The 14,209-nt window shown below is 53.7% G+C and carries 12 protein-coding genes and 7 tRNA genes; 2 read left to right on the top strand and 17 right to left on the bottom strand.

Going from position 1 to position 14,209, the window contains the following annotated elements; genetic code table 11:
- The first annotated feature begins 33 nt into the window (after window positions 1-33).
- Window positions 34-516 (top strand): zinc ribbon-containing protein, encoded by a 483-nt coding sequence (locus FCN45_RS05610; protein ID WP_007890691.1) that lies wholly within the window; start codon window positions 34-36, stop codon window positions 514-516.
- An 84-nt stretch (window positions 517-600) separates the two neighbouring features.
- Here FCN45_RS05610 and FCN45_RS05615 read toward each other — a convergent pair whose 3' ends face one another.
- From FCN45_RS05615 to miaB, 9 genes are all read right to left on the bottom strand, one after another.
- Window positions 601-1,326: an amino acid ABC transporter ATP-binding protein gene (locus FCN45_RS05615; protein WP_008103661.1), complete on the bottom strand. Its 726-nt coding sequence runs from the start codon at window positions 1,324-1,326 to the stop codon at window positions 601-603.
- Window positions 1,327-2,004: a glutamate/aspartate ABC transporter permease GltK gene (gene gltK, locus FCN45_RS05620; protein WP_101763247.1), complete on the bottom strand. Its 678-nt coding sequence runs from the start codon at window positions 2,002-2,004 to the stop codon at window positions 1,327-1,329.
- Window positions 2,004-2,744: an amino acid ABC transporter permease gene (locus FCN45_RS05625; RefSeq protein WP_137385364.1), complete on the bottom strand. Its 741-nt coding sequence runs from the start codon at window positions 2,742-2,744 to the stop codon at window positions 2,004-2,006. Before FCN45_RS05625 ends, gltK begins: the two co-directional genes overlap by 1 nt.
- A gap of 161 nt (window positions 2,745-2,905) precedes the next feature.
- Window positions 2,906-3,799: a glutamate/aspartate ABC transporter substrate-binding protein gene (locus FCN45_RS05630; protein ID WP_101763246.1), complete on the bottom strand. Its 894-nt coding sequence runs from the start codon at window positions 3,797-3,799 to the stop codon at window positions 2,906-2,908.
- Between the two features lie 437 nt (window positions 3,800-4,236).
- Window positions 4,237-5,763: an apolipoprotein N-acyltransferase gene (lnt, locus tag FCN45_RS05635; protein WP_137385365.1), complete on the bottom strand. Its 1,527-nt coding sequence runs from the start codon at window positions 5,761-5,763 to the stop codon at window positions 4,237-4,239.
- Window positions 5,764-5,767: 4 nt separating this feature from the next.
- Window positions 5,768-6,649, bottom strand: coding sequence for a CNNM family magnesium/cobalt transport protein CorC (corC, locus tag FCN45_RS05640; RefSeq protein ID WP_137385366.1), 882 nt, complete (start codon window positions 6,647-6,649; stop codon window positions 5,768-5,770).
- An 82-nt stretch (window positions 6,650-6,731) separates the two neighbouring features.
- A complete protein-coding gene (gene ybeY / locus FCN45_RS05645; RefSeq protein ID WP_137385367.1) occupies window positions 6,732-7,205 on the bottom strand; it encodes an rRNA maturation RNase YbeY in 474 nt (157 codons plus the stop codon).
- A complete protein-coding gene (locus FCN45_RS05650) occupies window positions 7,202-8,275 on the bottom strand; it encodes a PhoH family protein (RefSeq protein ID WP_137385368.1) in 1,074 nt (357 codons plus the stop codon). The genes ybeY and FCN45_RS05650 overlap by 4 nt, the downstream gene beginning before the upstream one ends.
- A 207-nt stretch (window positions 8,276-8,482) precedes the next feature.
- On the bottom strand, window positions 8,483-9,907 hold the full coding sequence (miaB, locus tag FCN45_RS05655; protein WP_101763242.1) for a tRNA (N6-isopentenyl adenosine(37)-C2)-methylthiotransferase MiaB: 1,425 nt from the start codon (window positions 9,905-9,907) through the stop codon (window positions 8,483-8,485).
- A gap of 169 nt (window positions 9,908-10,076) precedes the next feature.
- On the opposite strand from miaB, the gene ubiF reads away from it, so the two are divergent.
- The gene (gene ubiF / locus FCN45_RS05660) at window positions 10,077-11,249 is read left to right on the top strand and encodes a 3-demethoxyubiquinol 3-hydroxylase (protein WP_137385369.1); all 1,173 of its coding nucleotides are present in this window, start codon (window positions 10,077-10,079) and stop codon (window positions 11,247-11,249) included.
- A gap of 105 nt (window positions 11,250-11,354) precedes the next feature.
- On the opposite strand, the gene FCN45_RS05665 is transcribed toward ubiF, so the two are convergent.
- From FCN45_RS05665 to asnB, 8 genes are all read right to left on the bottom strand, one after another.
- Window positions 11,355-11,429, bottom strand: a tRNA-Gln gene (locus tag FCN45_RS05665).
- 28 nt (window positions 11,430-11,457) lie between these two features.
- Window positions 11,458-11,532: transfer RNA gene (locus FCN45_RS05670), tRNA-Gln, on the bottom strand.
- Window positions 11,533-11,538: 6 nt separating this feature from the next.
- Window positions 11,539-11,615 (bottom strand) — tRNA-Met (locus FCN45_RS05675).
- 26 nt (window positions 11,616-11,641) lie between these two features.
- Window positions 11,642-11,716: transfer RNA gene (locus FCN45_RS05680), tRNA-Gln, on the bottom strand.
- 34 nt (window positions 11,717-11,750) lie between these two features.
- Window positions 11,751-11,825 (bottom strand) — tRNA-Gln (locus FCN45_RS05685).
- 21 nt (window positions 11,826-11,846) lie between these two features.
- A tRNA-Leu gene (locus FCN45_RS05690) sits at window positions 11,847-11,931 on the bottom strand.
- 7 nt (window positions 11,932-11,938) lie between these two features.
- Window positions 11,939-12,015 (bottom strand) — tRNA-Met (locus tag FCN45_RS05695).
- A 215-nt stretch (window positions 12,016-12,230) separates the two neighbouring features.
- The gene (gene asnB, locus FCN45_RS05700; protein ID WP_008107047.1) at window positions 12,231-13,898 is read right to left on the bottom strand and encodes an asparagine synthase B; all 1,668 of its coding nucleotides are present in this window, start codon (window positions 13,896-13,898) and stop codon (window positions 12,231-12,233) included.
- Window positions 13,899-14,209 lie beyond the last annotated feature (311 nt).

A 14,209-nucleotide genomic window follows, 5' to 3' on the forward strand; every position in this document is an offset into this window, starting at 1 on the left:
AATAGCAGTATCCGCAGCGGAAAGGAGAATAAAATGAATAACGTGGCGCAGGAATACCGTGCAACGATTGAAGCATTATCCCAACGATTGGATCATGGCGAGCGCGATGTTGATGCGTTGGTGGCCGAGGCGCGGCAAAGTTTGCTGGCGAAAAAAACGTTGTCACCCGCCGAGGTCAATGAAGTGATGCGCGCCGTGCGGCGCGATTTACACGAGTTTGCGCTGAGCTATCAGGAGTCTTCTGATGTGGTCGGCGATTCAGTGTTTTTGCGCGTGATTCGTGAAAGCCTGTGGAAAGAGCTGGCGGATATCACCGATAAAAGTCAGCTCGAGTGGCGTGAAGTGTTTCAGGATTTGCGCCATCACGGCGTCTACCAGAGCGGTGAAGTGGTGGGGCTGGGGAATTTAGTCTGTGAGAAGTGCGGCTTCACGCGGGCGATTTATACGCCAGAGAGCTTAACGCGCTGCCCGGAGTGCGGGCACGATCAGTTCCAGCGCCAGCCGTTTGAACCCTGATTTTATGAATGAATAACCCCGCGCGATGAATCGCGCCGCTACGGGTACGAGCACTTATCGTAGCGGCGCGATTTATTGCGCTAATCAGTGCAGGATCTTCGCCAGGAAGTCTTTCGCACGATCGGATTGCGGATTGTTAAAGAAGTCATCCTTATTGGTGTCTTCAATAATTTTCCCTTCATCCATAAAGATCACGCGGTTAGCGACTTTGCGCGCAAAGCCCATTTCATGCGTTACCACCATCATGGTCATGCCTTCATTCGCCAGCTCAACCATCACGTCTAACACTTCGTTGATCATTTCAGGATCAAGCGCTGACGTCGGCTCATCAAACAGCATCGCCACCGGATCCATGCACAACGCACGCGCGATTGCTACGCGCTGCTGCTGGCCGCCGGAAAGCTGGCCAGGAAACTTATCCGCGTGCGCAGAGAGCCCAACGCGTTTTAGCAAGCCCTGCGCTTTCTCACGCGAGGCCGCTTTATCACGCTTCAGCACTTTGACCTGCGCCAGCGTCAGGTTCTCGATGATGCTGAGATGAGGGAACAGCTCGAAATGCTGGAACACCATGCCCACTTTGCTACGCAATTGAGCGAGGTTGGTTTTTTTGTTGTTCACTTCGGTGCCGGTCACCTGAATGCTGCCCTTTTGAATCGGCTCCAGGCCGTTCACGGTTTTAATCAGCGTTGATTTACCTGAGCCAGACGGACCGCAGACCACTACCACTTCACCTTTTTTCACTTCGGTGGAGCAGTCGGTCAGCACCTGAAAGTGCCCATACCACTTTGAAACATTTTTCAGGCTAATCATTTAAACCGTCCTCTTTCTTTTCAGATAGGTAACCAACAGCGAAGCGCTCAGGCTGATCACAAAGTAGACCAGACCAGCAAACAAAATCATTTCAACCTGGGTTCCGTCACGCTCACCTATGGTTGAAGCGGTGCGGAAGAAATCGGCCAGGCTCAGTACATACACCAGCGAGGTATCCTGGAACAGCACGATGCCCTGCGTCAGCAGCAGCGGCACCATGGCGCGGAACGCCTGCGGCAATACGATCAGTTTCATCGATTGCCAGTGCGTCATGCCGAGCGCCAGCGCGGCATTGGACTGCCCGCGTGAGATGCTCTGAATACCGGCGCGGATGATTTCCGAGTAGTACGCGGCCTCAAAGAGCGCAAATGCCACCATGGCAGAAATCAGGCGGATATCTGATTTAGGCGATAAGCCCAGCACCTGTTGCAGGAAGGCGGGCACCACCAAATAGAACCACAGCAGCACCATCACCAAGGGTACGGAGCGGAACAGGTTGACGTACAGCTTGGCAAACCAGCGTATCGGCGCAATCGGCGACAAGCGCATCACCGCCAAAATCGTGCCCCAGATAATGCCAAACACCACGGCAATCGCGGTGATCTTGAAGGTAATGATCAACCCATTCCACAAGTAAGGCAGGCTGGGAACAATTGAACTCCAGTCAAACTCGTACATTATTTGCCTCCCATATTGCCAGGCAGGCGAATTTTGCGTTCTACCACACTCATAATCAGCATGATGACCAGGTTAATGCCGACGTACGCCAGAGTGATGGCGGTAAAGGATTCATAGGCATGCGCGGAGTAATCCAGCAGCTTGCCGGCCTGCGCCGCCATATCCACCAGTCCGATGGTTGAGGCGATCGCCGAGTTCTTCACCAGATTAAGCATTTCCGACGTCATCGGCGGCACAATCACGCGATAGGCATTCGGCAGCAGCACATAGCGATAAGTTTGCGGCAGCGTCAGGCCCATCGCCAGGCCGGCATTTTTCTGACCGCGTGGCAGCGACTGAATCGCCGCGCGTACCTGTTCACAGACGCGCGCTGCGGTGAACAAACCAAGGCAAATCGTCGAGGAGATGAAGAACTGAATATTGGGATCCAATTCCGACTTAAACCACATGCCCAGCTTTTCGCCCACCAGTTCTGGCGCAACCAGATACCAGAAGAAGAACTGCACAATCAGCGGGATATTACGGAATAGCTCCACGTAGCAGGTGCCAATTGCCGCCAACAGGCGGTTGGGCACGGTACGCAGAATGCCAAATAAGGAACCTACCAGGAAGGCGATAATCCAGGCGCAGCAGGACACCGTAATGGTGACCTGAAAACCGGACCACAGCCAGCCGAGGTAAGTCGTATTGCCGAACGGGGCCTGTTCAAGAAAAATGCCCCAGTTCCAATCGATACCCATAACGAGCTCCGGTAAAAAAAGGGTAGCGAGGCTACCCATAAGATTGTTGAGCGGTGTCTTGCATCCTGCTTCAGGGGAACGGCCTGTTACAGTCTGTCTGTCCGCACCGCATGTTCAGCAATCGAGAGGGCTGCGGGGCTGCCCTTGTTGTCGTTGTTAATTCAGAGTGCTTTGTCGTTCGGTGCTTTGAACAGGGCCTGCATATCGCTTGAGAGTTCGAAGTTCAGGTTCAGATTCTTCGGTGGAATCGGTTTTTTGAACCAGGTTTCAAACCATTTTGAGGCTTCGCCAGAGGTTTGCGCTTTAGCAATGGTTTCATCCATCAGCTGTTTGAACTGTGGATCCTGATTACGCAGCATGCAGCCGTAAGCTTCTTTCGACTGCGGTGTACCCACGATGTCCCAGTTGTCTGGCTTCTTGGCTTTGGCACGTTCACCTGCCAGCAGCGCGTCATCCATCATGAAGGCCACAGCACGACCGGTTTCCAGCGTACGGAAAGAATCGCCATGATCTTTCGCGCTGATGATGCGCATATCCATTTTTTGCTCGTCGTTCAGTTTGTGCAGCAGAACTTCTGAAGTGGTACCGGAGGTCACGACAACGGTTTTACCCTTCAGATCAGGGAAATCTTTGATGTCGCCGCCTTTTTTCACCAGTAGACGCGTACCGATGATGAACACGGTGTCAGAGAATGCCGCTTGCTTCTGGCGCTCCAGGTTGTTGGTGGTAGAACCGCACTCAAAATCGTAAGTTCCGTTCTGCAACAGAGGAATACGGTTCTGCGAAGTAATCGGCAGCATTTTGATCTGCAAATCAGGCTTATTCAGTTTGGCTTTAATAGCCGCGATGATGGCGTTTGAATAATCCTGTGAATAGCCAACCACTTTTTGCTGGTTGTCATAGTAAGAAAAGGGAACTGATGATTCACGATGCCCAACGACGATCACGCCGCTATCATTGATTTTTTTCAGGGTACCGGTGAGATCTTCCGCCTGGGCCGCTCCCGCTGCTGCTCCCAACAGCAAAAGAGATAATGCCACTTTGCGTATCTGCATGTTCCAACTCCTTCGTATGGATGTCGCGCAGAACATAAACTGCGCAGATTGTGATGTTGTGTGTATTTCGTGCTGCTTTTTTTGTTATCCCATAGCGCAACCGCACGCAGGATAGTGATTAACATAGCGAATTGTTAACGCAATGAAACAAAAAAGTTTCTTTTTTGCGAGCCGCTCCGCACCAATAAAAGGCAAAAATTCCCCGATGCGCTAATAGAGTGCGCATCATTGCCATAAATTAGTGCGTAAAGGTTGCACTACGCTGACAAAAGCCGATGTTTACGAAAATCACTGAAATAAATAGCAATGATCGTGCCAGCACGATGAAGAAGTGTAAAAAGCCAGCAGAGAATCGGGGAAAGCACCACGGAAGGAAGAGAAAACAGCGCATAAAAAAGGCGAAGTATTCACTTCGCCTGTTTGCATAGCTGCCTGAACTAATGGCGACGGCGCAGAATGGCCACCACGATGCTAATCAACGTCACTAGCCACACTGGCCAGATGCCCGCTTTCGCATACGGCGTTTCACCCGTGGTTGGCGTGACTTTGGCTTCCAATACATCCCGCGTGAACTGCGGCAGCTCCTTCTCCACTTCACCGTTGGCATTCACTACCGCTGTGACACCGTTATTGGTGGAGCGCAGTAACGGACGTCCCAGCTCCAGCGCACGCATGCGCGCCATCTGGAAATGCTGCCACGGCCCGATGGAGTGACCGAACCAGGCATCGTTGGAGACGGTCAGCAGGAAGTTGGTATCGGGGCGGAAGTTGGCGCGCACTTGTTCGCCCAGCACGATCTCATAGCAGATAGCGCTGGTCAGGTTATAACCCGCTACTTTCAGCTGCGGCTGGACATAGGCGCCACGGCTGAAGGAGGACATCGGCAAGTCGAAGAACGGCGCCAGCGGACGCAGCAACGCTTCCAGCGGCACAAACTCACCAAATGGTACCAGATGATTCTTCTGATAGCGGTTCTGGCTTTGATAGCTGTACGGCTGCTCGCCACCCAGCACAATCACCGAGTTGTAGTCGTGATAGCGATTATCGCCTTCCACGCGAGAATCCACGATACCGGTAATCAGTGAGCTGCCGCGCGCGCGCAGGTCAGCATCCAGCGCCCGCAGGAACGGCTGCTGGTTGCTTTCCAGATCGGTAATCGCTGATTCGGGCCAGATAATGATCGGTGCTTTGCCGATAAAAGGCTGGCTATAGGAGGTGTAAACGCGCAGCGTGTTCAGCAGTTGCTGCGGATCCCACTTCATCGACTGCGGAATATTGCCTTGCACCATCGCAACATCAACGCTGCGTTCCGGCAGCGGCTGATACCACTGCATCATGCGCAGCGGCCACGGCAGTAACAGCAGGAGCGCGGCGGCTATCAAGCTTTTCACGGTACGATGATGCAGCGCGTGCACCAGCAAGCCGGCGATCACCATCAACAGGAAGGTAATGGCTTCCACACCGGCCAGCGGCGCGAGGCCTTTTAGCGGACCGTCAATCTGGCTGTAGCCAAACTGCAGCCACGGAAAGCCGGTGAGCACCCAACCGCGCAGGAATTCGCTAATCTGCCACAGCGCGGGTGCCGCTAAAGCCAATCGCCAGATTGTGGCGCGCGGCCAGAAACGGTTGAGCAGGATGGCAAACAGCATCGGATAAAGCGATAGATAAGCCGCCAGCAGAATCACCAGCAAGATGTTTACCGGGCCGGGCATGCCGCCAAAGGTGGCGATGCTGACGTAAACCCAATTGATGCCGCTGCCAAACAGTCCAAAGCCCCAAACGAAGCCGATTGCCGCAGCCTGCGCAGTGCGACGTTCCAGCAGCAACAGTTGCAGACCAAACAGCGAAATTATCGCCGCAGGCCAGAAATCGTAGGGGGAAAAGGAAAGGGTGCCAATGGCACCCGTAATTAACGCCAGCAGCAGGCGAACCCGCTGCTGCGAGTAAAGAGAGGCTAAAGCCATAACGTTATTCGTCTTCCAGTTGCGGTTGTGTTGAGTCTTCCGGAATTTTTACATGCACCTGGATGATACGGCGGCTGTCAGCCATGGCGACTTTGAACTGATAGCCATCAATGACAATACTTTCGCCGCGAGCGGGAAGGTGGCCGAATCCCTGCATGACCAATCCGCCAATGGTATCGACTTCGTCATCGCTGAAATCGGTGCCAAAGACCTCATTAAAATCTTCAATTGGCGTTAAGGCGCGCATGGTATAGGTGTAACGATTGAGCTGGCGGATATCACGATCTTCTTCATCGTCATACTCATCTTCAATTTCGCCAACAATCAGCTCAAGAATATCTTCAATGGTCACCAGACCAGAGACGCCACCAAATTCGTCAATGACAATCGCCATGTGATAACGCTGCGAGCGGAACTCCTTCAGCATGCGATCAACGCGCTTGCTTTCAGGAACCACCACGGCGGTGCGCAGCACTTTTTCCATGCTGAACGGCTCAGACGCGCTGGCCATAAACGGCAGCAGGTCTTTGGCCATCAAAATGCCTTCGACGTGGTCTTTGTCTTCGCTGATCACCGGGAAGCGTGAGTGGGCGGATTCAATAATCACCGCAAGGCACTCTTCCAGCGTTTGGTTGCGTTTCAGGGTGATCATTTGCGAGCGAGGGATCATAATGTCGCGCACGCGCTGTTCGGCAATGTCCAGCACCCCTTCGAGCATGTCGCGGGTGTCCTGATCAATCAGCTCTTTTTGCTCAGAATCGCGGATTAACCCCAGCAGTTCATCACGGTTTTTGGGTTCACCGTGAAACAGTTGGTTGATTAACAGGGAGAAAAATCCCTTTTTACTACTGGGTGCGTCGCTGTTTTGAGAATGGTCGTCGCTCATGGCGTTTTTATTTCGTTCTCTCTAATGAGGGATTGGGGCTGCTGGCATCCGCGCCAGCAGCGCAATAACCTGAACCAGCGGCTCAGGCGTCTTCTTTCTCCGAAATGTACGGATCAGGATAACCAAGAGCAAGCATTATCTCGGTCTCCAGCGCCTCCATCTCTTCGGCTTCTTCATCTTCGATATGGTCGTAACCCAGCAGATGCAGAGTACCGTGCACCACCATATGCGCCCAGTGGGCTTCGACGGTTTTGCCTTGTTCAGCAGCCTCTTGCTCGACAACCTGACGGCAAATAATCAGATCGCCGAGCAGTGGCAGTTCAATTCCCGGCGGTGCTTCAAACGGGAATGACAGCACGTTGGTCGGCTTATCTTTGCCGCGATAAGTCAGATTAAGCTCATTACTCTCGGCTTCATCCACCAGACGAATCGTGACTTCGCTTTCCGGTTGAAACGGCATTACCGCCGCTTCCAGCCAGCGTTGAAAATCACTCTCCGCTGGCAGATGGTTTTCATCGGCGCAGGCCAGTTGTAAATCAAGAATCACCGCGCTCATGAACGCTCCTGCGGGCTGGTTTGGTTGGCAAGCTGAGCCGCGATAGCTTCGCGTTTGCGCTCTTCTGCCTGTTGATCACGGCGTTTCTGGTCGGCGGTTTCCCAGGCTTCATAAGCATTCACGATGCGTGCGACAACCGGATGACGCACCACGTCTTCGCTGTGGAAAAAGTTAAAGCTAATCTCATCGACTTCTGCCAGCACTTCAATGGCGTGGCGCAGGCCGGATTTGGTGCTGCGCGGCAAGTCAATCTGCGTGATGTCGCCGGTAATGACCGCTTTGGAATTGAAGCCGATACGCGTCAGGAACATCTTCATCTGTTCGATAGTGGTGTTCTGGCTCTCATCGAGAATCACAAAGGCGTCGTTCAGCGTGCGTCCACGCATGTAGGCCAGCGGAGCCACTTCAATCACGTTGCGCTCAATCAGTTTCTCTACGCGCTCAAAGCCGAGCATTTCGAACAGCGCGTCGTACAGCGGGCGCAGGTAGGGATCGACCTTCTGGCTGAGATCGCCGGGCAGGAAGCCGAGTTTCTCACCCGCTTCAACCGCCGGACGCGTCAGCAGAATACGGCGAATCTCCTGACGCTCCAGCGCATCCACTGCGGCAGCGACCGCCAGATAGGTTTTACCGGTACCGGCCGGGCCGATACCAAAGGTAATGTCGTGCGAGAAGATATTGGCGATGTATTGCGCCTGGTTAGGCGTACGCGGTTTGATTACGCCACGCTTGGTTTTGATGTTCACCGCTTTGCCGAATTCCGGCACGCTCTCAGCGCTTTGTTCCAGAACGCCGCTCTCTTTGATTGCCAGGTGAATCTGGTCCGGTTCGATATCTTTGATCTGACCGCGCATTGGGGCGGTATCAACATACAGCGTGCGCAGGATATTGACGGCAGCGTCCACACACAGCGAGCGGCCGGTAAGCGTGAATTGGTTGTCACGGCGTTTGATTTCAAGGCCCAAACGGCGCTCCAGCTGTTTCACATTGTCATCCATCGGACCGCACAAGCTCATCAGTCGTTGGTTATCTGCCGGTTCAAGGGCGATTTCACGCGTTTCGATATTCAAATGAATCCTTAAGGTCACTCAGGGCCAGTTGAAAAGGTGTGCCGGATGTCGAAGAGCAATCTCTCCACATCTTTATGAAATTATTTATGGCGCTGCGCACTGGCGCAAGCTTCAGAGTCGATATTTGGGCAGCACTTGTGGAAAGCAAGGGCCTGGGGATGAAACAGGCGACAGCGCTTTGTGCGCTGTCGCTCAACGTTCGAGGTTTCAAGGCTGGAACAGTCCGACGCCGATGTCGTTCTCTTTGCGGGTACGCGCAATCACCGATGCCGGGCTTTCGGCCACACGGAGCGCCATTTGATCTTCGGTGCGCACCAGCACGCCGCGCAGGGAGCTGGCATAGACATCGACAATTTCGACATCAACAAACTTACCGATCATTTCAACCGGTGCTTCGAAGTTCACCACGCGGTTATTATCGGTGCGGCCGGTCAGTTCCATCACATTCTTACGCGAAATGCCTTCCACCAGCACGCGCTGCGTGGTGCCCAGCATGCGGCGGCTCCACGCCATCACCTGCTGATTGATGCGGTCCTGCAGGATGAAAAGACGCTGCTTTTTCTCCTCTTCTGTCACATCGTCGGGCAGATCGGCCGCCGGCGTGCCTGGGCGCATGGAGTAGATAAAGCTGAAGCTGACATCGAAATTCACTTCACCGACCAGCTTCATGGTCTGCTCAAAATCCTGCTGCGTTTCGCCGGGGAAACCGATGATGAAATCAGAGCTCAGCTGGATATCCGGACGTGCGGCTTTCAGCTTGCGGATAATCGCTTTGTACTCGAGTGCGGTGTGCGCGCGCTTCATCAGCGTCAGGATGCGATCTGATCCGCTCTGAACCGGCAGATGCAGGAAGCTCGCCAGCTCGGGCGTATCGCGGTAAACCTCGATGATGTCATCGGTAAATTCAATAGGATGGCTGGTGGTGAAGCGAATACGGTCAATGCCGTCGATCGCCGCCACTAAGCGCAGCAACTCAGCAAAGGTGCAGATATCGCCATCAAAGGTGGCGCCGCGATAGGCGTTGACGTTCTGGCCCAGCAGGTTGACTTCACGTACGCCCTGAGCGGCAAGCTGGGCGATTTCCAGCAGAATATCGTCGCTCGGACGGCTGACTTCCTCGCCGCGCGTGTAAGGCACCACGCAGAAAGTACAATATTTGTTGCAACCTTCCATGATCGACACAAAGGCGGTTGGGCCATCGGCGCGCGGTTCTGGCAGGCGATCAAACTTCTCAATTTCAGGGAAGCTGATGTCAACAACCGGGCTTTTACTGCCGCGCACGGTGTTAATCATCTCCGGCAGACGATGTAAGGTCTGCGGGCCAAAGACGATATCGACGTAACTGGCGCGCTGGCGCAGACGTTCACCTTCTTGTGAGGCCACGCAGCCACCCACGCCGATGATCAGATCGGGATTGCTCGCTTTCAGCTTTTTCCAACGGCCTAACAGAGCAAAAACCTTCTCCTGCGCCTTTTCACGGATGGAGCAGGTGTTGAGCAGCAGAACGTCCGCCTCTTCAGCTTCCTCGGTAAGGGTGTAGCCGTGCGTGCTGTTCAGCAGATCGGCCATCTTCGATGAATCGTATTCATTCATCTGACAGCCCCAGGTTTTGATGTGCAGTTTTTTGGTCATCGAACTAGCCATTGATTCAAGCGAAGTGCAGGGCGCGTATTGTAATGCTTCGACGCTGTTGTTACCAGGCTTCACGCATCTGCATCGCATCGCGCTGCTAATTTCCGGTACACTTTAGCTATCAACGTGATGCTGGAAGGTTTCACGGCAAAAAGAAGGATTAGAGTCGATGCAGGATTCACATTTTGATGTGGTGATCGTGGGCGGTGGCATGGTTGGTGCGGCGCTGGCGTGTGGCCTGGCGCAGCAGCAGTTTCGCGTAGCGGTCATTGAACGGGCGGAACCGGCAAGCTTTGATGCCTGCAGCGAGCCAGATGTGCGTATCTCCGCCATCGGTGCGTCGTCGGTTGCGCTGCTGAAGCAACTGGATGTCTGGCAACGTGTGCAGGCAATGCGCAGTGCGCCCTATCGCCAGCTGGAAACCTGGGAGTGGCAAAACGCGCATGTGAAGTTTGATGCGGCGTCGCTTGGGTTGCCCGAGCTGGGCTTTATGGTGGAAAACAGCGTGCTGCAGCGTGCGCTGTGGGAAAAAATGCAGCAAGAGGGCATCACACTGATCTGCCCGGCGAGCTTGCAGGGTTTGCAGCCGCACAGCGCTGGCTGGCAGGTGCAACTCGATAACGGCCAAACGCTGGATGCGCGTTTAGTGGTCGGCGCAGATGGTGCCAACTCGCGTGTGCGTCAGTTAGCGGGCATTGGCGTGCGCGGCTGGAACTATGCGCAATCCTGCATGCTGATAAGCGTGGAGTGCGAGCAGGAGGCGGGCGATGCCACCTGGCAGCAGTTTACGCCGCAAGGGCCGCGCGCTTTCCTGCCGCTGTTTGATCGTCGTGCTTCGCTGGTGTGGTACGACGCGCCAGCACGAATTCGTCAGCTGCAAAGTTTGCCGCTCCCGCAACTGGAGAAAGAGATTTATGCTCACTTCCCGGCACGCGTTGGCCGTATTCAGGTCAAGACTGCGGCCTCTTTCCCGCTGGTGCGACGTCATGCTACGCGTTATGTGATGCCGGGATTGGCGCTGGTGGGGGATGCGGCGCACACCATCAATCCGCTGGCCGGGCAGGGCGTTAATTTGGGCTATAGGGATGTGGATGCGTTGATCACGACGCTGGTCGAGGCGCGCAACCAGGCGGAGCTCTGGTCATCGGATGCTGTGCTGCAGCGTTATCATCGTCAGCGTTACAAAGATAATTTACTGATGCAGGGCGGTATGGATCTGTTCTACTTCGCGTTTAGCAATAAACTGCCGCCGCTGCGTTTTGCGCGAAACCTGGCGCTGATTGCGGCGGAGAATGCCGGAGCCTTGAAACGCAAGGTGCTGCGTTACGCATTAGGTTTGTGATTGTAGGGAGCGTATTGATGCGCTCCTGATCGAAAGTTTGCTCGCCATACTTTGCCAAACGCAGAAAACAATAAAGCCCGCATAAGCGGGCTTTATTGTGCAATTTGGCTGGGGTGCAGGGATTCGAACCCCGGAATGCTGGTATCAGAAACCAGTGCCTTACCGCTTGGCGACACCCCAATAGGTGTTTGATCAAATTGTCTTTTTATGGCTGGGGTGCAGGGATTCGAACCCCGGAATGCTGGTATCAGAAACCAGAGCCTTACCGCTTGGCGACACCCCAATAATTTGGTGGCTACGACGGGATTTGAACCTGTGACCCCATCATTATGAGTGATGTGCTCTAACCAGCTGAGCTACGTAGCCTTTGTACTGCTTACTGCGTCCGACGATGGCTGGGATACCTGGATTCGAACCAGGGAATGCCGGTATCAAAAACCGGTGCCTTACCGCTTGGCGATATCCCATTCGTCGACTTTGTATCCACAACATAATCCGGATTGGCTGGGGTACCAGGATTCGAACCTGGGAATGCTGGTATCAAAAACCAGTGCCTTACCGCTTGGCGATACCCCATCCGGCTGCCGAAGACTGAAATGGTGCGGGAGGCGAGACTTGAACTCGCACACCTTGCGGCGCTAGAACCTAAATCTAGTGCGTCTACCAATTTCGCCACTCCCGCAAAAAGATGGTGGCTACGACGGGATTTGAACCTGTGACCCCATCATTATGAGTGATGTGCTCTAACCAGCTGAGCTACGTAGCCATCTTTTTCGCGTAACCTTCATCGGCGTTGCGGGGCGCATTATGCGTATTGAGTCTTGTAGCGTCAACAATTTTTTTGCCGTTTTTCGCCTTAAAACGCCTGTTTGTCTGGCTTGTAACCAGGCTGGTGATTTATTCGGCTAATTTCACAGGCTGTACGATAGATTGCATAAAAAAGGGGCTCGAATGAGCCCCATATCTTGTTGAGTAAAAACCTTATTTATACGCGGACTGATGCACACCAACGGCACGACCAGAAGGGTCATCCATGGATTTAAAGGCTTCATCCCACTCGATCGCTTTAGCCGAAGAACAGGCCACCGACGGACCGCCTGGCACACACTCTGCGGCGCTGGCGATTGGGAACAATTCCTCAAAGATTTCGCGATACAGGTACGCTTCTTTCGAGTTCGGCGTGTTGTACGGGAAGCGGAAGTGCGCAGTCGACAGCTGTTGGTCGGTGATTTGCTTCGCCGCCACTTCTTTCAGCGTATCGATCCAGCTGTAGCCCACACCATCAGAGAACTGCTCTTTCTGACGCCACGCCACGCTCTCCGGCAGGTAAGAAGAGAAACATTCGCGCAGGATGTGTTTTTCCATCTTGCCGTTGCTGCCGCACAGTTTGTCTGCCGGGTTGATGCGCATCGCCACGTCGAGGAATTTCTTGTCGAGGAACGGCACACGCGCTTCCACGCCCCAGGCGGACATCGCTTTGTTGGCGCGAGCACAGTCAAACATGTGCAGAGCCAGCAGTTTACGTACGTTCTCTTCGTGGAATTCTTTGGCGTTTGGCGCCTTATGGAAATAGAGGTAGCCGCCAAAGACTTCATCCGCACCTTCACCGGACAACACCATTTTGATGCCCATCGCTTTGATCTTACGCGACATTAAATACATCGGCGTAGAGGCGCGAATGGTGGTCACATCATAGGTTTCGATGTGGTAAATCACGTCACGGATCGCATCCAGGCCTTCCTGCACGGTGAAATGGATTTCGTGGTGCACGGTACCGAGGTGTTCTGCGACTGATTTCGCTGCTTTCAGGTCTGGAGAACCTTCCAGGCCAACCGCGAAGGAGTGCAACTGCGGCCACCATGCATCGCTCTTATCCGCATCTTCTACGCGTTTTGCTGCAAAGCGTTTGGTCACGGCAGAGATGATGGATGAGTCCAGACCGCCAGACAGCAGCACGCCGTAAGGCACGTCAGACATCAGGTGACTTTTTACTGACTCTTCCAGCGCATGTTTCAGCTCGGCGGCATCCGTGGTGTTGTGCTCAACAGCGGAATATTCCATCCAGTCACGCTGCCAGTAACGACGGATTTCACCATCGGCGCTCGACATGTAGCTTCCCGGCGGGAACTCTTTGATGCTGCGGCACACCGGCACCAGCGCTTTCATCTCGGAAGCGACATACAGGTTGCCGTGCTCGTCGTTGCCCATATACAGCGGGATAATGCCGATATGGTCGCGACCAATCAGATATTGTTGCTTCACGCTGTCCCACAGAATGAAGGCGAACATGCCTTGCAGCTCGTCGAGGAAGTCGACGCCTTTTTCCTGATACAGCGCGAGGATCACTTCACAGTCAGAACCGGTCTGGAAAGCGTAACGATCGCTCAACTCAGCACGCAGCGCCTGATGGTTGTAAATTTCGCCGTTAACAGCCAGTACGTGGGTGTGGTCAGCGTTATACAGCGGCTGTGCGCCGTTGTTAACGTCAACAATCGACAGACGCTCATGCACCAGAATGGCTTTATCATCCGCATAAACACCTGACCAATCCGGGCCGCGGTGACGCATCAGACGAGAAGATTCCAGCGCTTTCTTGCGCAGCTCAATAGGATCGCTTTTCAGATCCAGCACACCAAAAATTGAACACATAACTGACTCCTGATCTCACCTTGTGGCGAAGTTATTTCTACGTTTGTCCGGCAGCCTTGGCTGCGTAATGTATAAGAAAATGCGCTAAATGGCGGTGTTAGTGCAAGCAAAATTGCGATTCTTTGATAAAAAGAATGTTGATGGGCAAATAATATTGAATATTATTCAATTAATAAGCGCTTATTTTAGATATCATCTAATAAAACTGCATTATCGTTCGTTTTGTAGGCATAAGGCGAGCGGTAAAGAAAGGCATAACCACAGAAAAAACAAAAGCCCTGCATAAGCAGGGCCATAAGAAGAGGTAATGG

The sequence above is a fragment of the Pantoea sp. SO10 genome (assembly GCF_005281435.1).
In the GTDB taxonomy this organism is placed as follows: Bacteria; Pseudomonadota; Gammaproteobacteria; order Enterobacterales; family Enterobacteriaceae; genus Pantoea; species Pantoea leporis.